Origin of the sequence: Micromonospora arida (assembly GCF_003857035.1) — a bacterium.
In the GTDB taxonomy this organism is placed as follows: domain Bacteria; phylum Actinomycetota; class Actinomycetes; order Mycobacteriales; family Micromonosporaceae; genus Micromonospora; species Micromonospora arida.
The window spans coordinates 15,312-39,797 of the sequence record NZ_QGSY01000077.1; the positions used below are offsets into that span (position 1 = coordinate 15,312).

22 protein-coding genes are annotated in these 24,486 nt (G+C 69.0%); 16 read left to right on the plus strand and 6 right to left on the minus strand.

Annotated features, from left to right (window positions below; translation table 11 throughout):
- Positions 1-39: 39 nt before the first annotated feature.
- The 5 genes from DLJ58_RS02205 to DLJ58_RS02225 all read right to left on the minus strand — a co-directional run bounded on the left by DLJ58_RS02205 (position 40) and on the right by DLJ58_RS02225 (position 6,170).
- On the minus strand, positions 40-1,935 hold the full coding sequence (locus DLJ58_RS02205) for a CocE/NonD family hydrolase (protein ID WP_124853616.1): 1,896 nt from the start codon (positions 1,933-1,935) through the stop codon (positions 40-42).
- Positions 1,936-2,063: 128 nt separating this feature from the next.
- The gene (locus DLJ58_RS02210) at positions 2,064-2,456 is read right to left on the minus strand and encodes a TlpA family protein disulfide reductase (RefSeq protein ID WP_124853617.1); all 393 of its coding nucleotides are present in this window, start codon (positions 2,454-2,456) and stop codon (positions 2,064-2,066) included.
- Positions 2,457-2,508: 52 nt separating this feature from the next.
- Positions 2,509-2,943: a hypothetical protein gene (locus DLJ58_RS02215; RefSeq protein ID WP_124853618.1), complete on the minus strand. Its 435-nt coding sequence runs from the start codon at positions 2,941-2,943 to the stop codon at positions 2,509-2,511.
- A gap of 85 nt (positions 2,944-3,028) precedes the next feature.
- Positions 3,029-5,074 carry a M6 family metalloprotease domain-containing protein gene (locus DLJ58_RS02220; protein ID WP_244218745.1) on the minus strand — a complete coding sequence of 682 codons (2,046 nt, stop codon included), beginning with the start codon at positions 5,072-5,074 and terminating at the stop codon, positions 3,029-3,031.
- Between the two features lie 178 nt (positions 5,075-5,252).
- Complete coding sequence (locus tag DLJ58_RS02225; RefSeq protein WP_124853619.1) at positions 5,253-6,170, minus strand: dihydrodipicolinate synthase family protein; 918 nt, start codon at positions 6,168-6,170, stop codon at positions 5,253-5,255.
- Positions 6,171-6,425: 255 nt separating this feature from the next.
- Here DLJ58_RS02225 and DLJ58_RS02230 point away from each other — a divergent pair, with 255 nt between their 5' ends.
- A complete protein-coding gene (locus DLJ58_RS02230; protein ID WP_124853620.1) occupies positions 6,426-7,655 on the plus strand; it encodes a PucR family transcriptional regulator in 1,230 nt (409 codons plus the stop codon).
- Positions 7,656-7,726: 71 nt separating this feature from the next.
- Here DLJ58_RS02230 and DLJ58_RS02235 read toward each other — a convergent pair whose 3' ends face one another.
- On the minus strand, positions 7,727-8,812 hold the full coding sequence (locus DLJ58_RS02235) for a branched-chain amino acid aminotransferase (protein WP_124853621.1): 1,086 nt from the start codon (positions 8,810-8,812) through the stop codon (positions 7,727-7,729).
- 82 nt (positions 8,813-8,894) lie between these two features.
- On the opposite strand from DLJ58_RS02235, the gene acpS reads away from it, so the two are divergent.
- From acpS to DLJ58_RS02310, 15 genes are all read left to right on the plus strand, one after another.
- Positions 8,895-9,410, plus strand: a complete 516-nt coding sequence (gene acpS, locus DLJ58_RS02240; protein WP_208740794.1) for a holo-ACP synthase — start codon at positions 8,895-8,897, stop codon at positions 9,408-9,410.
- 399 nt (positions 9,411-9,809) lie between these two features.
- On the plus strand, positions 9,810-10,967 hold the full coding sequence (locus DLJ58_RS02245) for a DUF6421 family protein (protein WP_208740795.1): 1,158 nt from the start codon (positions 9,810-9,812) through the stop codon (positions 10,965-10,967).
- Complete coding sequence (locus DLJ58_RS02250) at positions 10,960-12,078, plus strand: branched-chain amino acid aminotransferase (protein WP_124853622.1); 1,119 nt, start codon at positions 10,960-10,962, stop codon at positions 12,076-12,078. Before DLJ58_RS02245 ends, DLJ58_RS02250 begins: the two co-directional genes overlap by 8 nt.
- A 12-nt stretch (positions 12,079-12,090) precedes the next feature.
- A complete protein-coding gene (locus DLJ58_RS02255; protein WP_124853623.1) occupies positions 12,091-12,666 on the plus strand; it encodes a type 2 periplasmic-binding domain-containing protein in 576 nt (191 codons plus the stop codon).
- Positions 12,660-13,877 (plus strand): ATP-grasp domain-containing protein, encoded by a 1,218-nt coding sequence (locus tag DLJ58_RS02260; protein ID WP_124853624.1) that lies wholly within the window; start codon positions 12,660-12,662, stop codon positions 13,875-13,877. The genes DLJ58_RS02255 and DLJ58_RS02260 overlap by 7 nt, the downstream gene beginning before the upstream one ends.
- A 2-nt stretch (positions 13,878-13,879) precedes the next feature.
- Positions 13,880-14,974, plus strand: coding sequence for an aminotransferase class IV (locus DLJ58_RS02265; protein WP_124853625.1), 1,095 nt, complete (start codon positions 13,880-13,882; stop codon positions 14,972-14,974).
- 34 nt (positions 14,975-15,008) lie between these two features.
- A complete protein-coding gene (locus DLJ58_RS02270; protein WP_124853626.1) occupies positions 15,009-15,299 on the plus strand; it encodes a 4Fe-4S dicluster domain-containing protein in 291 nt (96 codons plus the stop codon).
- An 18-nt stretch (positions 15,300-15,317) separates the two neighbouring features.
- Positions 15,318-16,838, plus strand: coding sequence for a coproporphyrinogen-III oxidase family protein (locus DLJ58_RS02275; protein WP_124853627.1), 1,521 nt, complete (start codon positions 15,318-15,320; stop codon positions 16,836-16,838).
- 1 nt (position 16,839) lies between these two features.
- A complete protein-coding gene (locus DLJ58_RS02280) occupies positions 16,840-17,124 on the plus strand; it encodes an acyl carrier protein (RefSeq protein ID WP_091404973.1) in 285 nt (94 codons plus the stop codon).
- On the plus strand, positions 17,117-17,689 hold the full coding sequence (locus DLJ58_RS02285; RefSeq protein ID WP_124853628.1) for an RBBP9/YdeN family alpha/beta hydrolase: 573 nt from the start codon (positions 17,117-17,119) through the stop codon (positions 17,687-17,689). The genes DLJ58_RS02280 and DLJ58_RS02285 overlap by 8 nt, the downstream gene beginning before the upstream one ends.
- Entirely contained in the window at positions 17,686-19,227 is a 1,542-nt protein-coding gene (locus tag DLJ58_RS02290; RefSeq protein ID WP_124853629.1) for an amino acid adenylation domain-containing protein, read from the plus strand. Before DLJ58_RS02285 ends, DLJ58_RS02290 begins: the two co-directional genes overlap by 4 nt.
- The gene (locus DLJ58_RS02295; RefSeq protein WP_124853630.1) at positions 19,217-20,641 is read left to right on the plus strand and encodes a S8 family serine peptidase; all 1,425 of its coding nucleotides are present in this window, start codon (positions 19,217-19,219) and stop codon (positions 20,639-20,641) included. The genes DLJ58_RS02290 and DLJ58_RS02295 overlap by 11 nt, the downstream gene beginning before the upstream one ends.
- A 62-nt stretch (positions 20,642-20,703) precedes the next feature.
- Positions 20,704-21,921, plus strand: a complete 1,218-nt coding sequence (locus DLJ58_RS02300; RefSeq protein ID WP_208740797.1) for an MFS transporter — start codon at positions 20,704-20,706, stop codon at positions 21,919-21,921.
- Positions 21,887-23,110: an ATP-grasp domain-containing protein gene (locus DLJ58_RS02305; RefSeq protein WP_208740799.1), complete on the plus strand. Its 1,224-nt coding sequence runs from the start codon at positions 21,887-21,889 to the stop codon at positions 23,108-23,110. The genes DLJ58_RS02300 and DLJ58_RS02305 overlap by 35 nt, the downstream gene beginning before the upstream one ends.
- The gene (locus DLJ58_RS02310) at positions 23,103-24,290 is read left to right on the plus strand and encodes an ATP-grasp domain-containing protein (RefSeq protein WP_124853631.1); all 1,188 of its coding nucleotides are present in this window, start codon (positions 23,103-23,105) and stop codon (positions 24,288-24,290) included. Before DLJ58_RS02305 ends, DLJ58_RS02310 begins: the two co-directional genes overlap by 8 nt.
- Positions 24,291-24,486: the final 196 nt, after the last annotated feature.

Here is a 24,486-nt window from a genome sequence, read left to right on the forward strand (position 1 = left end):
CGGTGACGAGCCGCGCGTGGCGGCCCGCCGGTCAGCCGGTCAGAGGCCGGCGGCGTGCGCGGCGGCGGTACCGCCGACCACGGGTAGGACGATGTTGCTGCTCTTCAGCGCGACCTGCAGATTCGCGGCGGTGGTGTCCGCCTGGCTGGAGTACTGCGGGTAGCTGGCCACGATGATCACGCCGATCCGGTGGCCGGGCTTGAAGACGTAGTCCTCCGGCAGCAGCGGGAAGCTGAAGTTGTACGACTCCCCCTGCACCAGGGGCACGGCGACGCGGATCGACTGCCGGTTCTGGGCGTCCATGATGCCCTTGGTGACCAGCTCGTAGTCGGCCGTGGCCACCCGCTTCGTGGTCTGCTTGTAGCAACCGTCGTCGGTCGGGCTGCTCTGACCCCAGCAGTCCTCCGTGGTCAGGGTGATGATCCCCTCGCCGGAGGCCCGGTGCGCGACCCGCTCGTCGGTGCCGTAGTCGACCAGGATCGCCCCGAGGTTGGTGTCGGTCTGGTCGGCAGAGGCTCGCAGTTGCACTGTGGGTGTGCCGGAGATGTGCAGCGGCGCGGAGAGTGGCGCGGAGAGGAAGGCCAGCCGGTTGGGCTGCACCACGTCCGGGTTGAGGATCATGGTGTTCTGGCTCTGCGTGCGGCTGTCCTGGAACGCGCCGGTCGCCGGCTTCGCGGTGGGCACCAGCCCGAGACCGCCCGCGCCGGTGGTGCCGGGCTGCAGGAACACCTCCGTGTCCGCCTTGCCGGGGATCGGCCAGTCGGCGTGGGTCTCCCACACGTCGGCGGACCGCTCCAGGTCCACCCGCGGCTCGTCCATGATGCCGTTGGCGACGTTCTGCAGCCAGAAGTCGAACCACCGGTGCAGCGTCGACACCCACACCGCGCGGCGCGAGTCGAACGGGTCGACGTGACCCTCCTGCGACAGCCACAGCTTGCGCGGCACGTTGTTCTCCGCCAGGGCGTACCAGAACTTGCTGAAGTGGTCCGGTCGGACGTTGTCGTCGTTGAGGCCGTGGTAGAGCAGCACGCTGGCGGTGACGTTGGGGACCTTCTTGACGTAGCTGCGCTCGTTCCAGAAGGCCGTGTAGTCGCCGTGTTCGTCGCCGTCGGCGGCGCCTATCGCGTCGCGCACCGGCTTGCAGTACTCCCGGCGCTCGGGGTTGGTGACGGTGTTGGCCAGCGACGCCACGTAGCTGTTGCCACGGGTGACCACGCCGTTGCTGCGCACGTAGTCGTAGTACTCGGTCGGTCCGCTGATGGGCACGACCGTGGTCAGGCCCTTCACGCCGGTTACCGCCGTGGCCATGGCCAGCGAGCCGTCGTACGACTTCCCGATCATCCCCGTCTTGCCGTTGTGCCAGTCCGCCTTGACGACCTCACCGGCGGCGTTGCGGGCGGTGGCCCGGCCGTTGAGCCAGTTGATGGCCTGCTTGGCGCTCAGGTTGTCCTGGTTGGCGTTGGTGGTCGGGCAGCCGGTGGAGTTGTTGGTACCGACCATGTCCAGCAGGATGACCGCGTAGCCGCGCGGCACGAAGTAGTTGTCGTAGAACAGCGGCCACTTGTCGAGCAGCCCGTCGCCGTCGAGGTCCGCCTTGCATTCGGACTCGTTGCCTCGGCAGACCGTCGAGTAGTAGGGGCTGGCGTCCATCACCACGGGGGCCTTGAGCCCCTGCGCGGTGGCCGCCGGCCGCATCAGGTCGAACGCGATGATGTCGCGCAGACCGTCGTTGTCGCTGTCGAAGGTGGAGTCGATGAACAGGCGTTCCCGGATGGCGTCGGCGTAGCCGAACACCGGCTGGGTGACGCCGTCCTGGACGACGATCGACGGCGGACCGTCCGCCGCCAGCGCCTGCGGCGCCGCGCCGAGGGCGGCGAGCACAGTCGCGGACAGTACGGCCACGCCTGTGCGCCAGCGCGTTCCCACTGTAGGCATGCAATCTCCTTGATGTGTCCGAGGCTGCGTACGCTACGAGCCGACGGCCTGTGCCACCACCTGCACGTGTAGGAACTTCACCGGGTGTGGTTCGACGCGGGCCGCACCGAGGTGCCTGCGCGACGAAACTACGGCTGGTCGGCCAGCACCAGCTCCCTCAGCCGCTGGTCGAGTGTCGAGGCATCCAGCCCACCCGGCCAGCCTCGGAGCAGGGCGCCACCCTTGGCCACCAGCACGACGGCCGGGGGCTCCCGCACCGCGTACGAACGCCAGATCGTCTGCTGGTCGTCCAGGACGACCGGGTACTCCACCCGGTGAGCGCGGAGGTAGTCCTGGACCTCGTCGGCCTGGTCCGCGCCGGCCACGCCGACGAAGACCACCCGGTCCCGATAGCTGCGGGCAAGCTCACTGAGCGCGGCCTGACTGCTGGCGCAGGTGGTGCACCAGGAGCTGAAGAAGGTGAGTACGACGGGACGCTGCGCCCACAGCTCGGCGGCGGCGCTGCTGGGCGGATGCAGCACGCCCGAGCCCTCGCCTGCGCCGGCGCCAGCAACAGCGGCAGAAGTACCCGCCTCATGACGGGACCACCGCCACCAGCGCCGGACCCTCGCTGCTGTCCGGCGTCAGGTCGAGCGCCGGGCGGCCGTCCACCTCCAGCCGATAGGAGGTCCGCTGCGGCACGCGCACTCCGACGGCGAACTCGCAGTAGGTGGGCAGGCGCTCGACCCCCAGATCCTCGGCGAAGGCGGCCACCGCAGTCCCCGCCGGCAGCTGCCCGCTGGCCAGCGCCGCTCCGTCCGGGTCGAGCACGCGGAACGGCGCCCGGTTGTGGAAGTGCTGGTACGGACCGGTGCCGGCGCAGTCCACGCCCGCGGCCCGGATGTTGATGTCGCGAACCAGGACCCGGACGGTCGTCGGATCGACCGCCTCCTGGGCGGCGCCGACGGTGCCGCAGCCGGTCGCGCCGGCCAGCAGCAGGGGCAGCAGAGTCATGATGCTTCGCCGCACGTCATCCTCCTTCCGTCCGCCTGCCGGGTCCGTGGCGGCCTACCGCCACGGACCCGGCAGGAACGGGGTCAACCTCGGGCGTCGGTCAGGACTTCTCGACCCGGCACTGCTTGGTCACCGTCTTCGTCGGGTCGCTCTCCGAGGTTGCGGTGAGCTTCACGAAACCGGTGTCCGCGGCGGCGGCGGTGGCACCCACCGACACCTTGACCGTGGTGGCCTTGCCGAACTGCGCGGTGGCGAGCTGGTTGGGCAGCCAGGTCCGCCAGCCCTTGCCGGCCACCTCCGCCGACAGGCGGTAGACGTCCGACTTCAGGTACGCGCTGACGTTCTCCGGGTGCTGCTGACCGCCGGCCGAGTAGGAACCGGTGTTGGTCAGCTCGAACGAGCAGGTCACCCCGCGGTTGGTCGGCTTGCCGCCGCCGTTCACCTCGCCCTTGCCCAGCAGCACGCCGTGAGTGCTCGGCCCGCCGGTGCCGTCGAGCGAACGCACCGCCACGGTGTAGGAGAGCGAGCCGGCCGAGTCTCGCTTGAGGTCGATGATGTAGAAGTGCAGTCGGTTCGCCTCGTCGACGTACTCGTACTGGCTGCCGGTGTCCGCGCCGGCGTGGAACAGCGCGTCGGAGAGCTGCCGGTAGTCACCCATGGTGATCTTCTGCGGGGTGCCGTCGGGGCGGTAGAAGTCGATCATGTCGATGTCCTGCGGGTTGGCGTCCACCACCCACTGGAACGGCGCGCTGTCGGCGTTCTTCGTCTTGCTGACCAGCACGCCGCTGTCCGGGGTGAAGGAGTCCGCGCCCATCCGGTCGACGACCTCGACCGTGTAGTTGTTGAAGTTGCCACCGTCGCACAACGGGTCGGTGCTGACACCACACGTCGGCGACAGGTCCTTGTTCAGCGCGATGTTGACGCCGCTCAGGCCCTTCGGGCCGGCGTCGACCGCCCGGGCCGTGACCTGCGCGACCACCAGACCCGAGGAGGCCAACGACTCCCGCGACAGTCGCAGCACGTGCTCCTCACCGACCAGGCCGATCTTGATCTTGTCCCGCAGGGTGTGCAGCGAACCCATCGAGCCGCCGTTGGTCGGCGGGATCTGCCAGCGGGTGTGCGGACCGCCCGGGCCGTTGAACGACCCGCGCGACATCATGCTCCAGATCCCGGTGTACGCCCTGCGCAGCGGCTCGCCGTACGGGTTGTTGTAGTTGTCGCCGATGCCCAGCAGATGGGACAGCTCGTGGGCGTAGACGCCCATGCCGGAACTCTCCCCCTGCGTCGAGGAGCCGCCGCCGGCGTTCGGCCACAGTGTCGCCGCCGCCTTCCACGAGGTCCAGTCCACGTAGCGGGTCTTCGCCCAGTTCGGCAGGTTGGGGTCCGGCGGGCCCCAGGCGTCCGGCACGTCCTCCTTGTTCTGGAAGATCATCTGCCCGAACTCCTGCCAGGTCGACGACTCGTCCTGGCCGGCGCTGAGGATGAACACCAACTCGTACTGGTTGGCGACCTCCTCGCCGACGGCGGCCCGCCAGGCGCCCAGGCCGTCGGTGCGGATGTTCTTGCCGCACACGTCCCCGCTCGGGCAGGCACCCGGGTTGAACCCGTTGTCCAGCCCGTACTGGTAGGACTTGGACGGCATCTGGTAGGGCCCGAACCCGGTGAGGTCGACGCCGTAGCGGCCGTTGGAGTCCTGCATCCAGTACTCGTGCAGGGTGTGACCCTTGTTGAGGGTGTTCGGCGTGTTCAGGAAGTCCTGGTAGAACTTCGGCACGTCCGCCCGGGGAATGTTGGTCGCGACGGACTGGGGGTTGCCGAAGACCGTCGAGCGGGCCCGCTGGGAGACCGCGAACGTCTCGTCAGGATAGTCGAGCGCCACCAGGGCGATCTTGAAGTTGCGGACCGAGCCGGACACGCTCGGGTCGGCCCAGTTCTTGCCGGGCACGGCCTTGTAGTCGTTCCAGGTCATGGTGTCCGGGTTCTGCCAGGCCTGCGGATCGAGGACCTGGAACGGCGCGGTGCCGCCGGCCGGATTGGCCGGGGCCGCGGCGGCCTGCGCCGCGCCGGTCGCCACGAGCGTGGTCACCACGGCTGCGGCCAGCACGGCCCGCCTCAGCCGGGTGCGGTGGGGGGTAGCACGGTGCACGGAACCACCTCTCGTCGGAGGGAACACGGCGCTGGCGTCCCGGTGGGGGTGTAACGGAACATCTGTCAGCAGGCCGCGCAGCGAATCTAGGAGTACGGGCCGGTGCCGGTCACTGTGCAGATGTCGGCAGGTGGGCCGGCGACTTCCGACACCTGAATGACCGGCGCCCACCGGGGGATCAGCCAGGACCGGCCCCGGAAGCCGGATCGGACGTTGCCCCGAGGGCCCGCAGCACGTCCCGGCGCACCCGGTCGGCGGCAGTCCCGGACAGGGGTCCGCGCGGTGGGCGGCACCGCCCACCGAACCGTCCGGCGCACTCCATGGCGAGCTTGACGGCCTGCACGGCTTCCGGCCGGGAGGCCCAGCCGAGGATCGGGTGCAGCTCGGCATAGAGCGGCAGCGCCCGGCCCAGGTCGCGGGCGACGCACAGCTCGTACAGGCGCACGGCCTGGCGGGGCAGCGCGTTGGGCAGGGTGGCGACCCATCCGGTGGCGCCGCACAGCACCAGTTCGAGCACCACGTCGTCCGCGCCGACCAGCACGTCGACGTGCGGGCAGAGGTCGCGCAGGCGGTGCAACCTGCGTACGTCGCCGGTGACCTCCTTGACCGCGACGATCCCGTCGATCTCGGCGACGGTCGCCAGCAGGTCTGGTGTGAGGTCCAACCGGGAGTCGTACGGGTCGTTGTGGACGACCACCGGCAGGCCGACCGCCGCCACCTCCCGGTAGTGGGCGACCACGTCGGCGGCGCGGGCGGCGGGCCCGTCGGGTGGCCGCGCGAGCACGCCGTGGGCGCCTGCCTCGGCGGCCTGCTCCGCCCAACGGCGGGCCTGCCTGCTGCCGTAGCCACCGACGCCGGGCACCACCGCGCAGCCGGACGGCGCGGCCTGCACCGTCGCCCTCACCACGGCGGCCCGCTCGTCGTCGGAGAGGGCCCGGTACTCCCCCATCGACGCGCAGGGCGCAACCCCGTGGCACCCCTCGGCGGCGAGCCAACGGACGTGTTCCTGGAGCTTGTCGAAGTCGACCGACAGGTCGGCGCGAAACGGCGTGGTGATGGCGACCAGCACGCCCCGCCAGGGCCTACCAGTTCCCACTCGGCAATCCCCTCCCCACCGGCGCCGCCCGTCATCCCGCCCGGACCGTGCGCGGCGGCGCTGGTGCGATTCGTACCGGAACCCTAGGAACGTCTGTCGCCCCCGGTCTTCGGACAGATGCCGGAACAGTCGCGACGCCGCCCGTCTTTTTGTCGCGACTTCGACAGTGGACCTTGCGCGATGACCCACCCGCACCGGAGGGTAAGGACTGGCGGTCGCGCGATCCCTGTCACGCAGCGCAACCAGGGGAGTTACATGCACGGTGAGCTCCAGCGAATCGTCGACGCCGTCGCCGCCCGGGTGGGGCGACCCGCCCTCATCGAGGACCGGCGACAGCGGGTGGTCGCCTACAGCGAGCACGACGGCCCGATGGACGACGTCCGCCGGACGTCGATCCTGCGCCGGCAGACGACGCCGGAGGTGATCGCCTGGTTCCGGGGCATGGGAGTGCTCACGGCGCACGCGCCGATCCGGACCCCCGCGTGCGCCGAGCTGGACCTGCTGGCGAGGGTCTGCGTGCCGATCCGGCACGACGACCTGCTCCTCGGGTTCGTCTGGTTCATCGACGCGGACGGTTCGATGACCGACGCCGACATCGCCACCGCGACCGGCCCCTTCACCGACCTGTCACTGGCCCTGTACCGGGAGAACCTGCTCGGTGAGCTCGCCTCACAGCGGGAGACCGAGGCGACCCGCACCCTGCTGGTGGAGAGCCGGCAGGCGCGCGAGCACGCGGCGCGGGCGCTGCTGGAGGAGGGCGTGGTGGTCGCCGACGGGTCGACAGTCGCGCTCGTCGCCCAGCTCGTGCCGGCCGCCGGACGGCAGCCCGACGAGGTGGCCCGGATCGCCCTGGAACAGGCCCTGGTCACCACCCGCCGGTGGATCGGCGTACGGGAGACGCTGCACCTGGTCTGGCACGACCACGGCGTGCTGCTGGTCTGCGGCGACCGGGTCGCCGGCCGGCCCTCACCGGAAGCCTCCGCCGGGCACCTCAACGACGCACTGGGCACCGCGACCCGGGGCCTGGCCTCGGTGGACCGGACGGTGACCGGGATCGGCCAGCCCCGCGCCGGGCTGTCCAGCGCGGTGGAGTCCTACCAGGAGGCCGCGCAGGCCGCCCGGGTGGGCACGCAACTGCCCGCGCTGGGCGGGGTGGTCTCCTGGGCCGGCCTCGGCATCTACCGGGTGCTGTCTCAGCTGGACAGCCAGCACCTCGACGTCGCCGGTGTCCATCCCGGGCTGGAGCGGCTGCTGCGCGACGACGCCCACCAGGTGCTGCTGGAGACCCTGGAGGCCTACCTCGACCTGGCGGGCAACGCGCACGCGACCGCCGAGAAGCTCCGACTGCACCGGACGACCCTCTACTACCGGCTGCAACGGGTGGAACAGCTCGCCGGGACCGACCTCAAGGACGGCAACGAACGGCTGTGCCTGCACCTGGCCATGAAGCTCGGTCGGCTCAGCGGCCATTACCGCACGCCGTGACACCCGCCGCGCGCCCACGGGGCCACCGCGGCAGCAGAGGCTGACCTGAGCGGCCGTGGCGACGGTCCTCGTCACACGAGGCGGGTCATCCAGCCGTACGGGTCGGCGGCCCGGCCGTACTGGATGTCGAGCAGGTGGCGGCGCAGCCGCATGGTCACCGAGTCCTCGACGCCGGCCTTCGGGGCCGTCACCTCGCCGCCCTCCCAGACCAGGCGCCCGACCGGCGTGACCACCGCGCCGGTGCCACACGCGAAGACCTCGGTGATCGCGCCGGAGGCCACGCCCTCCTGCCATTCCCGGATCTCCACCGGGCGCTCCTCGACCTCCAGGCCCAGATCCTTGGCAAGGATGAGGATCGACCCCCGGGTGACGCCCTCGAGGATCGTGCCGAGTGCCGGGGTGATGATCCGGCCGTCGGCCGTGATGAAGTAGAGGTTCATGCCACCGAGCTCCTCCACGTAGCGGCCCTCGGCGGCGTCCAGGAAGCAGACCTGCTCACAGCCGTGCTCGGCGGCCTCGACCATCGGCGCCAGGCTGGAGGCGTAGTTGCCACCGCACTTCGCCTCGCCCGTGCCGCCCCGCGCCGCCCGGGTGTACTCGGTGGAGAGCCAGATCGAGACCGGCTTGACGCCACCGGAGAAGTACGCGCCGACTGGGCAGGCGATCACCATGTAGGTGATCTCCTTCGCCGGGCGAACCCCCAGGAACGGCTCGGACGCGAACATGAACGGCCGCAGATAGACGCTGTATTCGTCCTCGTCCGGCACCCACACCTGATCGGCACGGACCAGGCCCTCGACCGAGGCCATGAAGTCGGGGACCGGCAGTTCGGGCAGTGCCAGCCGCCGAGCGGACCGGGCGAAGCGCTCGCCGTTGGCCTGCGGCCGGAACGACCAGATCGAGCCGTCACGGTGCCGGTACGCCTTCATCCCCTCAAAGATCTCCTGGGCGTAGTGCAGGACGGCTGCCGCCGGGTGCATGAGGATCGGACCGAAGGGGACGATCTCGGAGTCCTGCCAGCCGCCGTCCGGCCTCCACACCGCCCGTGCCATGTGGTCGGTGAAGTACGTGCCGAACCCCGGATTCGCCAGGATCTCGGCTCGCCGCTGCGCGCTCGCCGGGCTCGGATTCTGATGCAACGGGAACGACAGGCTCATCGCCGGGTCCTCTCAATGGCCGCATCCCTGGGCGCTCAGGTCACCGAGGACGAACACGCAGGGGAAGATTGTGGGATGACAGGTGCAGAATACCGACCGTATTGTCGCCGATCGTAGACAGACTGCGGCGACTCGGAGGGACGGTGCGGCCGTGAGTCGGGGTGACGAATGGATCGCCGCGGCCGCCGACAGCGTCGCTCGCCAGGTGGTGGGCCGGGTGGTCGTGTGTGCGGGCACCGACCTCGTCGACGTCGATGACATCCGGGCTCTGCTGGCCCGGCAGCCCCGGTTCGCGGATCGGCATTTCACCCCGGGAGAGCGCGCCTACTGCCTGCTCGAGCGCGACCCGGCGGAACGCTTCGCCGTCCGCTTCGCCGCCAAGGAGGCGGTGTTGAAGGCACTCGGGACCGGCCTGACCGGGGTGGCCCTGCGGGAGATCGAGGTGCTCCGCCGTCACTCCGGTCAGCCGGCACTGGCACTGGCCGGGCGTGCGGCGGCGCTCGCCGCAGCGGCCGGTGTCCATTCATGGATGATCACCTTGACGCATAGCCGACATTTGGCTTATGCCTTCGTCGCGGGTGTCGGCCAACCATCCTGAGCGCCGTCCCATTATCCCGTCAATCCAAGTTGGACATACAGCTCATACCCTTTGATTGACGGGCCGATGCCGCATTATTGGCTTTTAGCGGAGCGGCGCGGCGAGGTTCGGCTCTGACCATGAGCAGATAATTGCAGCACAATCGGACAAAATGAGGAGTGAGCAAGATCATCGATCTCGTCAAGGCACTGACGTCTATATCCCAGATGTCGAGAGCCTGTTTGACGGAGCCGGAGCAGCACCGCAAGATTCCGATCAAGGGGTTCCTCGGGGGATGGGCTGCTTCGTGCATACTTCGAGGTGCATCAGGGGTGGGATGCCGAACGGCGTCGATGCTGCCGAGAGGATAATGTGGAGCCACGCACGCTCTCTCAGGTCCTGGAATTCGAGCGTCGTATAGTGCCGGTCGCCGGCCTGATCCGCGCGGCCCAGATCCGCGGCGACGGCGACCAGGCGACCGCGCAGCTCGAACGGCTCTGCCGCGACGTCGAGCAGCTCGACCCGCTGATGCCGGCGAGCCAGATCGAGGCCACGGTTCACGACCTGCGGGCCTGGTCAGACGCCGGCTTCCTGGAGAAGCCGGCCTTCGACGCCACCCGTGACACCGTCCCCGCACCAAAGGACGGGGAGGTCGCCGCCTTCGTCGGACCGGTCACCCTCCCGAACGGCGACGGCTCCCGCGGCGCCTTCCTCGAGGCCTTCACCGTCGTTCGCCAAGACCCGCACTGCATCCCCGAGCTGCAGTCCCGCTATCCGCACGACAAAGCGGTGTTCCAGTCGACCCGGCTCCTTTCCGCCTCTCCCGGATTGCGCGACGGGAACTGCGTCGTCTTCTTCCCGGAAAACATTCCGACAGCTACACCGACAGTGAATCAGTCTTTCGCCTGGTTCTTCTTCAACCGGCACACGACCATTTACGCCCACACATTGGAGATCGTGGCCCGGCTCTGTGGCGTCGGCTCCCCGTTCGCCGACACGAAGGTGCTGGCGTCCGCCGAGGTCGACCCGGAAGACGTCTATCAGGCTCGCTGCGTCTGGGGCTACCTGCACGACTACTACCACCACACGGGGCCCCGCCCGCTGGATCAGCACCTGGCACTGAAGACGAAATGGCGCACCGGCCTCTCCGAGGAGCTCAAGGTCGATCTGAAATCGGCGATAGCCTGCTACGAGGAATCCGTGCCGTACGGCGATGTCATTTTCGAGTACATCATCCTGGAACGGCTCTTCCGCTACCCGGCCGAGCCGCTCCCGCTGCGCAACTTCGACTCCGGCACCGGCTTCGCCCTCGGCACGTGGCTTGCCGAGCACGGCCTGTTCACGATCGGCGACGACGGCCGGCGCAGGCTGGCCAGCAAGGCGGAGATCGTGGCGTCGGCCAAGGAACTCGTCCGGACAATCGAGGAATTCGAGGCGATCACCGACGACGAGACCTATCGCGAGAAGATCACCGGTTTCCTGTACGAGAGATTGCTCCTGGAGCCCGAAAACAAGACGGACAGGTACGGCGGCCCCCGGGCATCCCTGAGCCTCTGGGGCAGTGAGGTCCATGTCTGACGGAACCCTGACCATCACCGACCGCGCCGCTGCCCTTCGCGATCCCGGTTTCTGCCGTTTCCACACCGACAACACCGTCGTCGTCGAATGGTCGGCCGACCACGGCTGGTCGGACCATTCCCTCGAGCCGTACGCCCCGATGACCATGGATCCCGGCACCCTGGTGCTGCACTATGGACAGAGCGTCTTCGAGGGGCTGAAGGCGTTCCGCCAGCCCGACGGCTCGGCCGCGTTGTTTCGGCCCGCTGACCATGCCCGCAGGCTGGCCCGATCGGCACGACGGCTGGCGATGGCCGAGATGCCGGTCTCCCTGTTCCTGGACGCCTGCGCCCACCTTGTCTCCGCCGACGACAGGTGGATTCCCGAGGGGCCTGGCCAGGGCCTCTATCTGCGCCCGCTGATGATCGCGACCGAGTCCGCGCTCGGGCTCCGCGACTCCCGGCGCTACCGGTGCACCTTCCTGGCGTATCCGGCCGACCCGTGTTTCGGGCGGGCTTTCACACCGATCTCCGTGCTGACCTCCGCAGGCACGGTACGCGCGGTACGCGGCGGCATGGGCGAGGCGAAGTGTTCCGGCAACTACGCCGCCAGCCTGCTGACCCGCAAGCAGGCCAACGCGCGCGGCTACGACGAGGTGCTGTGGCTCGACGGCCTCGATTTCCGCTGGGTCGAGGAGCTCAGCGGCATGAACGTGTTCTTCGTCTGGCGCGACGACGACGAGCGTCACGGTGTGCGGCTGACCACCCCGCCGTGCCAGGGAACGATCATGCGGGGCGTGACCCGCGACTGCGTCATCGCCCTGGCCGGTGATCTCGGCATTCCGGTCGCGGAGGAACCGACCCCGATCGACGCCCTCATGACTGGTGCCCGGTCCGGACAGCTCGTCGAGATGTTCGCGTGCGGGACCGCCGCCGTGGTCGTGCCGGTCGGCCGGATCGCCGACGGCGACGACGACACGGTGATCGGCGACGGGCAGGAAGGCGCGGTGACCGCCCGGGTGCGGCACACGCTCATGGAGATCCAGCACGGCAACCGTCCAGACACCCATGGATGGCTGCGGAGCGTACGCAAAGACCTTGCATCCGTTCACAGCTCGACCGACCGACAGTAAGGGAGATGGCGGATGCCTGACGCCACCGGCCGTTCCACAGCAGGTTCCGGCACCACCGCACTGCCGCACGTCACCACTATCCACACGCTCGGACCGACGGGAACGAACCTGGAGAAAGCCGCTCACCGCTGGTTCGCCGACCGACAGCGCACGGGCCGGGTGATCCTGCACGCCGAGGTCGAGGATGGGCTCGACGTCATGACGTTCGACGGCACCGAGGCGATCCTCGCCTGTGCCGTCTACCCGCGCCTGCACGACCTGGTATTCGGCAACCTGCATCGGCTCACGATGGCCGACAGCTTCATCCTGGACACGTACGACATGGTGCTCGCCGCACGTCCGGGCCAGGAGGCCGTCAACACCATCGTCACCCATCCCGCCCCCAGCTGCCTGGTCACGAATCGGGGCACGATCTCGTACGCGAGCAGCAACTCCGTGGCCGCTGCCGTCTGCGCCGCCGGAGACTACGACGCCTGCGTGACCACCGACCGGGCAGCGCAGGCCGAAGGGCTGCGGACGCTCGAGAACTTCGGTCCGGTGCCGATGGTGTTCACCCTGCACGTGGGGAAGGCCGGCCCCGCGTGTTGATAGTCGTCCAGCCGCTGTCGGCCGGGATCCAGCTGGCGAGCCGGCTGGTGGCCGCCGGCGTCCCGTGCCTGATCCCGACGCAGTTCCCCGACCTGCTGCCGGCGGAGGTCCACTCCGGTGCGCGCGTCGTCGACTGGCATCCGGACCACGGCGTGCCCGCTCTGCTGGACCTCGTCGACCGGCTGGGGGTGACGCCGACCGGCGTCATCGCGGGCTTCGAGTACGCCGTCGGCGCGGCGGCCGAGCTGGCCCGCTCCCTCGGGTTGCCGGCGCTGAGCCAGGACACGGCCGAGGCCGTCCGGCAGAAGGACGTGATGCGGGAGCGCTGCGTCAAGCATGGCATCGCCGTCCCGGCGTCGATCACGATCTCGGCCGATGAGGTGGGCGAATGCCCCTTCGCGTTCCCGGCGGTCGTCAAGCCGGCCGACTGGGGCGGAAGCCTGATGGTGCGCCTCGTCCGGGACGCCGACGAGTACCAGCGCGCCTGCGCGGAGATCCACCGGTACGGCGAGGTCAAGTTCCACCACGATCCGCGACGGGTCGCCCTGGTCGAGGAGTACGTCGACGGCCCCGAGTTCTCCCTCGAGGGGTGGGTGGACGCAGCCGGGCCGCACATCGTCAGCATCACCACGAAACTCCTCAGCGCGCCGCCGCAGTTCTTCGAGATGGGCCACGTCGCCACACCGCCGCAGCGCTCGCCGCACGGACGGCTGCTGCACGAGTTCGCCGCGCAGGTGGTCGCCGCCTTCGACATCACCGTCGGGCCGTTCCACATCGAGACCCGCATCGCCGCGGACGGCCACCCGGTGCTGATCGAGGTGGGCGCTCGGCTGGCCGGCGACTGCATTCCCGAACTGGTCATGGCGGGGCCCGGGGTGGACCTCTACCTGGCGGCGGCCGAGGCGGCTCGCGGCGGCCGTTACGTGGACCAGCCCGTTTCCTCGGTGAGCGCCGGGCTGGCCTTCGTCACCACCGATCGGCCGGGCGTCTTCGCCGGCAGCCTGTCCGGCATCGAGCCGTTCCTCGATGCGGACGAGTTCGTACGGATCGTCTTCGAGGCCGAGCGCGGCGCGGCGCTCGATCCCGATGACATCTTCCACAACCGGGTCGCCCAGGTCCATTTCGTCGGCGAACCAGGCCGGGTCGAGGACCTGGTCGGCGCCGTGCTCCGCGACGTGCGGGTTGATATATCCGACAAGGAAGGCAATTGATCGTGAGCAAGGACAACGACCTGGTCGTCGAGGCGACGACCACACCTCGCTCCAAGCCGGAGGCCGACGCGCCGACGCGCCCGGGCGGCGCCCTCACCGATCACGCGTACTCGATGCGGTGGAGCAAGCGGCGGTCCTGGCAGGGCATGATCATCGCCGACCGCGACGCACTGCCGTCGGTGCGCCCCACGTCCTCGGGGCTGAACTACGGGCAGGCGGTGTTCGACGACCTCGCGGCCTACCGGATGACCGACGGGTCCGTCGCGGTGTACCGCCCGGACAGCCACGTCAAGCGGTTCAACAACGGGGCCCGTCGGATGGCACTCCCGCAACTGGACTTCGACCGCGTCTGGCTCGCGATGCGCCGGCTCGTGGATCTGGACGCGGAGTGGATCCCGGCGGAGCCCGGATCGGCGCTGCTGCTGCACTCCGTCCTGGCCGGCAACGGCCCGACGCTCGAGGTCGCCCCCGCCGAGGAGTGCCTCTTCACGATCGTTGCGAGCCCGCTGACGCGGCAGGCTCCGGCCGAGCTGCCGGTACGGGCGATGGTGGTGAACGACTACGTCCAGGCGTGGCCGGGCGGCACGGGCGACATCAACGCCGTCGGGAACTACGGGCCGGGGCTGGTCCCACGGGAGATCGCCGCCAACTACGACTACCACCACGTGCTGTGGGTCGGCGGCGATCCGGAGCGCAGGGTCCAGCAGGTCGGCGCGATGAACGCGTTCTTCGTCATCGACGGCGTTCTGACCACGCCGTCCCTGGACGGCACCGTACGGCCGGGGATCACCCGCGACTCGATCATCAAGCTGGCGCGTGACGCGGGGACCACAGTCGACGAACGGCCGGTTCCGTTGACGGAGGTGCTGCAGGGCGTCGCCGACGGCCGGATCACCGAGTGCTTCGGCACCGGCACGGTCGAGGGCGTCGTCTCCATCAACGGCCTCGGCTACAACGGGGAGGAATACCGGCTGCCCGGCACCGCCGCCGTGGCGTCGCACCTCCGAGAGGTACTCGAGGGCATCCACCGCGGCGATGTGATCGACCGGTTCGGCTGGATGCGACGGCTTACCGAAGTTTCGACCGTCCACGCCTGACCACGGCAGCGCAACCCATCAGGAGACCCAGATCATGGCCTACGTCGTCACCGATGCTTGCATCGGCTGCAAGTACACCGACTGCGTGGACGTCTGCCCGGTCAATTGCTTCCACGAGGGCCCGGAGATGCTCTACATCAATCCGGAGGAGTGCATCGACTGCAACGCCTGCGTTGCCGAATGCCCGCCGGAGGCGATCTGGGCCGACGTCGAACTGCCCGAGGACAAGTTCGAGTGGATCCAGATCAACGGTGAGATGAGCCAGCAGTACCCGGTCATCTACCAGAGCGACGCCAATTCCGTCAGCAAGAAGTCCGCCTCATAAGGGATGGGATCGACAGACATGACCACCACCGAGAACTCGTTCATGCTCGGTCTCGACTCGAACTTCTACCTCAAGGACGACTTCGAGAGCCCGGAGAAGCGCACCAACGTCACCTGGTTCTATCCGAAGATCTGCGGCTTCCAGGACGCGCTGCGCACCGAGCAGGAGAAGGCGGAGTACTTCTCCTTCCTGGACCGTCAGACGCACCCTCAGCAGACGGACATCCTGCTGTACTTCCACATCCCCTTCTGCGAGGCGTTCTGCAACTTCTGTGCCTGCTTCAAGGAGTCCTCGGCGAAGTACCAGGGCGAGCAGCGGGTGCGGTTCGTCAAGGCCATGGTGAAGGAGATCGAGCGCAATGCCCGCTCGGCGTACTTCCAGGGCACGAAGATCAAGTACGTCCAGTTCGGCGGGGGTACGCCCTCCGCGCTCGACCAGGAGTCGATGGCGACCATCATCCAGGCCGTGCATCGCGAGTTCGACCTGAGCGAGGTCGACGGGATCTCGCTGGAGGGCAGCCCGCTCGGCCTGTCCACGGACGGCTACATCGAGATGCTCAAGTCCCTGGGTATCACCCGCATCTCGTTCGGCGTGCAGACGCTCAACGAGGAGATCCGGCGCAAGCTGACCATCAAGGCCACCGTCGAGCAGGTGTACCAGACGGCGGAGAACATCCGCAAAGCCGGGATCAGGACGTTCGCCCTGGACCTCATGTACAACCTCGCCGGTCAGACCGACGAGATTCTCGCCTCCGACATCCACGGCATCTGCGCCGAACTGCGCCCCAGCTTCGTCCAGACGTACCGGTTCAACCAGTGGGAGGGCACCCGGCTCGACAAGCAGATCCGGGCCGGCAAGGTGAGCGACGTGCTGCCGTCCGGCAGCATCGAGCGGGTCCAGTACCGCCAGATCAAGGAGAGCCTTGCCGACTACGGGTACGACAAGCAGCTTCTGATCAACTTCTTCACCCACCTCGACGAGACCGGCCCGATCGGGCTGGACCACGCCTGCGGAGGCAACGGCTACCGCGCCAGTTACACCCTGGGCATCGGTCCGGCCGCCGAGAACTACATGGGTGAGCGAAGCTACCGCAACCACACCAACGTGGACCGCTGGATCAAGGATGTCGAGGACGGCATCATCCCCATCGAGCAGGGCCGAATCTGCAGTGAGGACGAGGTCGAGAACCGGGTCATGGTGTTCTTCCCGGTCTTCGGCACCGTCCGCAAAGCGGATGTCGCCAACCTGGAGAAGTACCGCCGGGAAATCAACTGGATGGTCGACAGCGGGTACGCGATCGAGACCGACGAGGACATCACCCTCACCGAGGTCGGCCGTGAGAACGCCGGCAACATTGCCTTCCTGTTCTACTCCGACGAGGAGAAGGCGCGGGCGCGCCGCACCATGTACCTCTCGCTGAAGAACAAGCGCAACCCGTTCCACCAGGACGAGATGAACATCCCCCGGACTCCGGTCTTCCTGCAGTCCAAGCTGGCGACCCGGCCCGCCGATTCCAGCACCGGGCAGAAGGCGGGCTGACGTGACGAGCGCTGACCGGAAGACCCGCGCGGACATCGAGGATGACCTGCGGAAGATCGCGGCGGAGGTCTTCCCGAACCACGACGTCGAGCTGACCTCGAACACACCCCTGTTCAACGGCGGGCTCTCCCTGAACTCCACCCAGATGATCGAGCTGACGCTGGCCTTCGAGTCGTACTACGACATCGAGCTCGAACCGGAGCTGCTGACGGTGGAGCACTTCGCCACCCTCGGCTCGCTCGCGACAATGCTCGAGGACCAGCTCAACGACGACTCCTATGTCTGATGGTGTCCGGGTCGTCCTGGTGCACGGCAACGCCGGCGCAACCATCGACGGCATCTGGTTCCCGTACCTCAAACGGGAGCTGGAGGCTCGTGGCCACAACGTGGTGGCACAGACCTTCCCCGATCCGATCAAGGGCCGGATGCGGTACTGGCTGCCCTACCTGACAGATGTCATCCGGCCGGACGACCAGACGGTCATCGTCGGGCATTCGTCAGGGGCCCTGACCGCACTGCGGTACGCGGAGTCGGCGCCGCTGCTGGGCACCTTCGTGGTGGCCGGGCACCACACCGACTGCGGCTTCGAACTCGAACGGCGCAGCGGATTCTTCGACCAGCCATGGGACTGGGCGGCGATCAAGCGGAATCAGCGCTTCATCGTCCAGTTCCACTCGACGGACGATCCCTGGGTCCCCGTCGATGTGGCCCGGGAGCTGCATCGGCTGACCGGCAGCCGCCTGACCCTGATGGAGGGAATGGGCCACTTCGGGTCCTACGACCAGAAGTTGGATACCTTCCCGGAACTGCTGGAGGCCGTGTGCCAGCAACTCGCGACGGTCGACCGGTGACCGGTGGCCCGCTCCGCTTCGCCGACGAGGTCCTCGATCGCCGCCACGACGACGACGCCGTGGCGGTGGTCGACCTGGCCACCAACGTTCAGGTCTCCTATCGGACGCTGGCCCGGCGCACCCAGGCGCTGACCGACCTGCTGGCTCCCCTCGTCGGGCGGCACGACACCGTCGCCATGGTGATGGACAAGTCCGTCGACTCCGTGGTCTGCATGTTGGCGGCGCTCCGGCTCGGCGCGCGGTACGTCCCCGTCGACGAGTCGTCGCCGCCGGCCCGGACGGCCCTGCTGTTCGCCAGGTGCCGCCCGACGGTGACGGTGGCGCATCCACAGCACCTCGGGCTGGTCGCCGAGGCGGCGGCCGGCACCCTGGTGGTCACCGGTGACTTCTGGGACGTGCGGGCCGAGGCCGACTACCGGCCCTCGGCGTACGGGGACAGGACACCGGACGACCAGGCGTACGTCATCTTCACGTCGGGATCGACCGGCGGCCCGAAGGGCGTCATGATCAGCCACCGCAGTCTGTGCGCGCTACTCGAAGGCGTACAGGAGGTGGTCGGTTTCCCGGAACGGATGCGTTACCTGAACGTGGCGCCGTTGTTCTTCGACGCGTCGGTGGTCGATCTGTACTCCACCTTCCTGGTCGGCGGTAGCGTGCACCTGCTGCCCCGGCTGTCGATGGCCGGCCAGGTCACGCAGGCGTGCGAGCAGTGGCGCATCACCGATGTGTTGCTGGTGCCCTCGGTCATCCGGATGCTCCTCGGGCGGTTCAGCGACATCGACCGCCGCGACCTGAGTTCGTTGCGGCGCCTGTGGTTCGGCGGCGAGTCGTGCCCGACCTCGCTCCTGCGGGCCCTGGACAAGAAGCTTCCCGGGCTGACCTATGTGCACGGCTACGGTCCGACCGAGACCACGCACAGCGCCACCCTCTACCTCACCGACGACATCGCCAGCCACGACGAGGAGTTTCTGCCGATCGGGACGCCGCTGCCCGCCGTCGACGTCCTGATCGTCGACGACGACCTGCGACCGGTGCCCGACGGCGATACGGGTGAGCTGCTCATCGGCGGCCCGCAGGTCATGCTGGGCTACTGCGAGGAGCCGGCGAAGACCGGGCAGGTGCTGATCACGCGCGGTTCTCCGGAGACCCGGTACTACCGGTCGGGCGACTTCGTCCGGCGTACCGGTGACGGGCAGCTCGTCTTCGTCGGCCGCCGTGACGACGCCGTGAAGATCGCCGGAAACCTCGTGCACACGTCCGAGGTCGAAGCCGCCGCGCTCGCCGTGGACTGGGTGGTCGACTGTTGCGCGGTGGTGACCCAGCACCGCGTCGCCGGCCGGGCCATCACCCTCTTCGTCCTCGGCGCCGACCGGGCCGGAGCCGAGACGGAACTGGGCACCGCGCTCGCCCGGGTGTTGCCGCCGTACATGGTCCCGGCCGAGATCGTCATGATCGACGAGGGGGACGTCGGCCTGACGCCGACCGGAAAACTCGACCGGGGCCGCCTGCGCGAACTGGTGGCGTCCGATGATCGATGACGAGATCGCCGCGTTCACTGGGCGGGGTGTGCTGACCGTCGTCCCACGGGCGGCGTCCGGGCGCACCCTCGCCGACGACCCCACCGAACTGCTCCGCCACCCTGTCGAGGAGTTCCTTCCCGCGCCGGCCACCGTCGACCGGGTCGCCGAGGCGCTCACCCGGGAAGGCCTGGCGATCGATGCGCGAACCGACGTGGGCCTGACGGTCAGCGGCGAGCAGGGCCTGCTCCGCGACGTCTTCGGCAGCGTCGTCGCCGTGGTCCGCAACAAGTACATCCGCGATTCCCCGCGGTACGAACTCGTGGCGCAGGGCCCGCTGCGCTCCCGGGTGTGCACCGACCTCATCGGTGCGGTCTCGGCACCGCGATCCGGATTCGAGCTGACCGCGACCGCGTCGCCGCCAATGGTGCGCGGTACCGGGCACCACCTCAACCTTCCCGGCGACGCGGTCCGAGTGGCCCGAGCCGAGAAACTCCACGCCGCCGGCATCCGCGGCCAGGGCGTCCGGGTCGTCATGGTCGACACCGGCCTCTACGACCATCCGCATCACCGGCAGCACGGCTACCGGACGAGCGTCGTGGCCGCACTGCCACAGCTCGATCCCGCCGTCGACGAACGCGGCCACGGCACCGCGATGTCGGCGTTGCTCCTGGCGGTGGCGCCCGACGTGTCCCTCACGATGGTCAAGATGGCCACCGAGGGCTTCTCCTTTCCCGTCGCCGCGTTCCAGCGGGCGGTGCAGCTGGAACCCGACGTCATCTCCTGCAGCTGGGGCACCCTGCGCTCGGAACCCCACCTGCATCTCGAGGTCGCCAACGCGATCCGGCGGGGCTGCACCGTGCTGTTCGCCGCGGGTAACGGCTCGACCGACCGGCCGACAGCGATGTTCCAGTCCATCGCCACCCCTGGTGCGATCACCGTCGGCGGGGTGCACATCGGCCCCGACGGCGCGCTGCGGGCCGCCGATCTCGCCTCCAGCTACCGGTCGGCGGTCTTTCCCGGGCGGGCCGTGCCGGACGTGTCCGGCCCGTGCGGCATGTTGCCCAACGGCAACTACATCCTGTTCCCGACCCAGCCCGGTTGCCTGTTCGACCGCCGCAACAGCAAGTACGACGGTACGGGGGCGGACGACGGCTGGCTCGTTTCGAGCGGCACGTCAGGTGCCACGGCGTACGCCGCCGGCGTGGTGGCACTGGTGATTCAGCAGGGCCGGGCGAGCACTGTGGAATCGTTGGCCGCGGACTGCGTGCCGGTTACGCAGGGCCGTTCCATCACCGGGGACGAGTGCGGCGGCGCGAGTCCGAACCCGGCCACCGGCCACGGTCTGCTCACCGCGCACCGATTGGACGGGGCTGTCGCCGCTGATCGACCGCTGTTACGCTCCTCGATGGACAGACGGGGGATCTCTGCGTGAATGGACCAGTGCGTGCCGCCGCCAGAGAGCCCCAGACAGCAGACATCCGGCCGCATCAGATCGTGCGCTTCGTCGGAGGCCGCGGGGTCGCGGCGCTGGCCGACCAGTTCCTGTTGTTCGCCATCCCGCTGCTGGTCTTCAAGACCACCGGCAGTGTCGCCGCGAGCGGGCTCGTCTTCCTGGTCGAGTGGCTTCCGCGGGTCATCTTCGTCCCCGTCGCCGGGGTGCTCGCCGACCGGGTCGACGGCTACCGGCTCTATCTGATCGCCGACAGCGTCCGGGCGCTCCTCGCCGCGGCCGCCTTCGCCGCCGTGCTGGCCTGGCCGGACGCGACGGTGGTGACGCTGAGCGTTCTTGCCGCATCCATGTCCCTGGCCAGTGCTCAGGCGTACATCGCGATGGAGACCACCCTCCCCCGTTTCGTGCCCGCCGAGCACATGGTGCGGGCCCAGTCCGTCATCCAGGGCACCGAGCAGGCGAGCACGGTGCTCGGACCGGCCCTCGCGGTCCTGCTGGCCACACTGTTGGGGACGACCGATCTCCTGCTGGTGACCGGGGCGCTGTTCGCGCTCACCGCGCTCAACGTCCTGACGCTGCGCGGCAGCCTGAGCAGTGCGGTCACCAATGCAGAGCCCACGACGGTACGCGGCGTGCTGGCCTCGGTGGCCGAGGGCGGGCGGACGCTGTTCAAGCTCCCCCCGATGGTGGGCCTGGTCGGGCTGACGATGATGGTGAACCTCATGGTCGGTGTCGGCATGGCGACCAGCGCCGCCATCACCACCGGCACCTTCGGCAAGCCCGACCGCTACTTCGGGGTTCTGTCCTTCGCCGAAGGCGTGCTCTCCCTGTTGATCTTCTTCATCATCCCGCGACTGTCCCGGCGCATCAGTCCGCTGGTCGCCATCCTGGGCACGTTCGTGATCATCTGCCTGGGCGGGCTCGCGATCAGCCAAGCGACCACGTTCACCCAGTTCGCCATCGGTTACACGATGCTGATCGGCACGGTCGGCATCCTGAACGTCTTCATCCGCGCCGAACGAGTCCGCCGCATTCCCCGCGAACACCTCGGCAAGACGATCGGCCTCATCGTCCTGCTGAACCAGGTCTCCCTGCCGATCTCGGGTTTCGTCGTCGCCGTCTTCGCCACCGCGCACGGCCCACAGGCCGTACTACTCGGCGCGGTGCTCGGATCCGTTCTCATCGCCGTTCTGTTGCTCCCACTGGTCCTTCAACTGAGGTATCCCCATGCGCATCCTGATCCTGCACCGAATCACCGATGACATCATCCGCTACGCGGATGGCCTCGACTTCGACGCCCACGAGGTGACGTTCATCGGTACGGCCGAGCGCATGGCGACACTGCCCGCACGGCTGCCCGGCACACGGATCGAACGGCCCGGGACCGGCGCCACGGAGACCGAGGTGGTGACAGCGCTCGCCGGCCAGCCACGACCAGACCTGGTCATCGCCCAGTCCGAGTTCGACCTGATCGCCGCGGCCCGCATCCGGGAGGCGCTGGGCGTGCCCGGCCCACGCGAGGCCGACGTGCTTCCCGTACGGGACAAGGTCATGATGAAGGCCGCCGCTTCCCGGGCGGGTCTGCGTGTGCCGCGCTACCTCCCGCTGGCCTCGGCCCTCGCCGGAGCCGCCATCCCGTGGTCGGGCAGGACGGTTCTCAAGCCGCTCGACGGCGCATCCAGCCAGGGCGTACGCGTATTCGACACCGCCGAAGCAGCCCTCGAGGCGGTACGCCGGAGCGGCCTGCCCTCCGACGCGGACCCGAGCGGCTTCGAGATCGAGGAGTTCGTCGGCGGCCCGATCATCCACGTCGACGGGCTGGCCGTCGACGGCATACCGGTCACTCTCCAGGCCAGCCGCTACGTCGGCACCTGCCTCGGGTACGCCGAGGGCAGTCCGCTCGGCTCGGTGCAGACGGACACCCCGCCTGCCGTCGTGGAGTGGACCACCGCCTGCCTACAGGCCGTCGGCATCACCACGAGCCTGTTCCACCTCGAAGGCATCGAGACGCCTGACGGCCTGGTCTTCCTCGAGGTCGCCAGCCGGTTTGGCGGGGCCGGCGTGGCCGACACCTTCGAACTGGCGACTGGCGTGCACATGCCGTCGGTGCAACTGCGGGCCCTCTCGACGCCCGGTGCGTCCGCCCCCGAGGCTCGCGACGCCGGCCCGGACGCCCGGTACGGCTGGTTCATCTTCCCCGGTCACACGGTGGGCGGGAGGTTCTGCACGATCAAGGGTGCGGACGAGTTCCGGCGCAGCCCGCTGACCTGGCGCTGGGTGCAACGCACCGAGGACGAGCCGGTCAGTCAGGCCCTCAGCTACGCCGAGTACGACGTACCCATCGCCGGTATCGTCGGCCCGGCATCCACGGCCGTGCTCGAACAATTCCTGCGGGACATGTTCGCCTCCATCAAGGTCACCGCTGCCGACAAGGCGGACAACCATGTCTGAGCTGCTGCTGGTCGGGGTCGGCTTCATGGGCAGGCCCTACCTCACTGCCGCGCGACGGCTGGGTCTGCAGGTGGCAGCCGTGGAGGGCGCGTCCCGAGCCGCCGACACGGCCGGGCTCGTCGACCACATCCGGGTGGCCCCCGGCAATCATGACGAGCAGTGGGCCCAAGGAGCCTGGGCCGCCGCGGCTGACCGCAAGCCGGCGGGAGTGGTGGCGTTCACCGAGAACAACGTCCTCGGCGCGGCACTGCTCCAGGATCGGCTCGGCCTTCCCGGCCCGTCCCTGCACGCCGCGACCCTCTCGCGCAACAAGGCCCTGCAGAGGGGCCTGTTCGCGGCGGCGGGCATCCGCCAACCCGAGTACCTGATGACCGACGATCTGGAATCGGCGCGCGACTGGGCCGCCGCCCGCCTGCCGGTTGTCGTGAAGCCACTGTCCTCCGCGGGAAGCGAGGGGGTGGAGCTGGTAAAAGACCTGGACGCCTTCCAGGACGCGGTAGCACGCCGAAACGACGAGGGCCCGCTCCTGGTGGAGACGGCTGTGGACGGCCCGGAATACAGCTGGGAGGCCCTGCTCAGCGACGGGAAGGTGTGGCTGGCCAACCTCACCGCCAAGGAGACCGCCGAGCCGCCCCACTTCGTCGAGATCGCGCATCGCACCGGCATCCAGCTCGACGAAGAGGCCGCGGCCGAGGTGACGGAATTCTGCACCGCGGTGGTCGCCGCCGTCGGCATGCGCACCGGCATCGTGCACCTCGAGTTCCGGCTCGCCGCCGACGGGCCGACCCTGATGGAGATCGCCGTCCGGACCCCCGGCGACTACCTGATGGATCTGCTCAGCCTCACCTACGGGCTGGACTGGTTCGAGATGGTCGTCCGGCTCGCCATGGCGATGCCCCTGCCCGAACCACCGCCACGCCCCGTCGCGTACGCGGCGAGCTACCTCCCCGTCGCGCCGCCCGGCATCCTGGTCGAGATGCGGGGCATGGCCGAGATCGAAGCACACCCGGCCTTCGTCAGGTGCGGCTGGTGGAAGAACCCCGGCGACGCCGTGCCGGCGGCCACCTGGAGCGCCGAACGCGCTGGGTACCTCATCGTGTCGGCCGAAACCCCGGCGCTCCGCGACGAAGCACTGGAGTTCGTCCGTAAGACGCTGACCATCGTCAGCCGCCCAGGCTGAATCGCCGAGGCGCCGGGACAGGGACCGTGACCACGGCTGTCCAGGGCCGGCTCATCATCAAGTGACCGTTGCTGTTGGGCGCCGGCGAAGGCGCTGGTGGAGCAGGTTGCGTACGTCACTGGTTGACCGCTGACTACCCCCAAAGACCTGGCGGGGCGCCTTGCTGAGGATGGACGACAACGGCCGTGGTTCCGCC

Bases quoted from the DNA above. Each gene is read 5' to 3' on its own strand.
- DLJ58_RS02305 (WP_208740799.1), top strand. From the start codon at position 21,887: ATGCGCATCCTGATCCTGCACCGAATCACCGATGACATCATCCGCTAC.
- DLJ58_RS02310 (WP_124853631.1), top strand. From the start codon at position 23,103: ATGTCTGAGCTGCTGCTGGTCGGGGTCGGCTTCATGGGCAGGCCCTAC.
- DLJ58_RS02255 (WP_124853623.1), top strand. From the start codon at position 12,091: ATGCCTGACGCCACCGGCCGTTCCACAGCAGGTTCCGGCACCACCGCA.
- DLJ58_RS02205 (WP_124853616.1), bottom strand. From the start codon at position 1,935: ATGCCTACAGTGGGAACGCGCTGGCGCACAGGCGTGGCCGTACTGTCC.
- DLJ58_RS02235 (WP_124853621.1), bottom strand. From the start codon at position 8,812: ATGAGCCTGTCGTTCCCGTTGCATCAGAATCCGAGCCCGGCGAGCGCG.
- DLJ58_RS02230 (WP_124853620.1), top strand. From the start codon at position 6,426: ATGCACGGTGAGCTCCAGCGAATCGTCGACGCCGTCGCCGCCCGGGTG.
- DLJ58_RS02295 (WP_124853630.1), top strand. From the start codon at position 19,217: ATGATCGATGACGAGATCGCCGCGTTCACTGGGCGGGGTGTGCTGACC.
- DLJ58_RS02250 (WP_124853622.1), top strand. From the start codon at position 10,960: ATGTCTGACGGAACCCTGACCATCACCGACCGCGCCGCTGCCCTTCGC.
- DLJ58_RS02275 (WP_124853627.1), top strand. From the start codon at position 15,318: ATGACCACCACCGAGAACTCGTTCATGCTCGGTCTCGACTCGAACTTC.
- DLJ58_RS02285 (WP_124853628.1), top strand. From the start codon at position 17,117: ATGTCTGATGGTGTCCGGGTCGTCCTGGTGCACGGCAACGCCGGCGCA.
- DLJ58_RS02270 (WP_124853626.1), top strand. From the start codon at position 15,009: ATGGCCTACGTCGTCACCGATGCTTGCATCGGCTGCAAGTACACCGAC.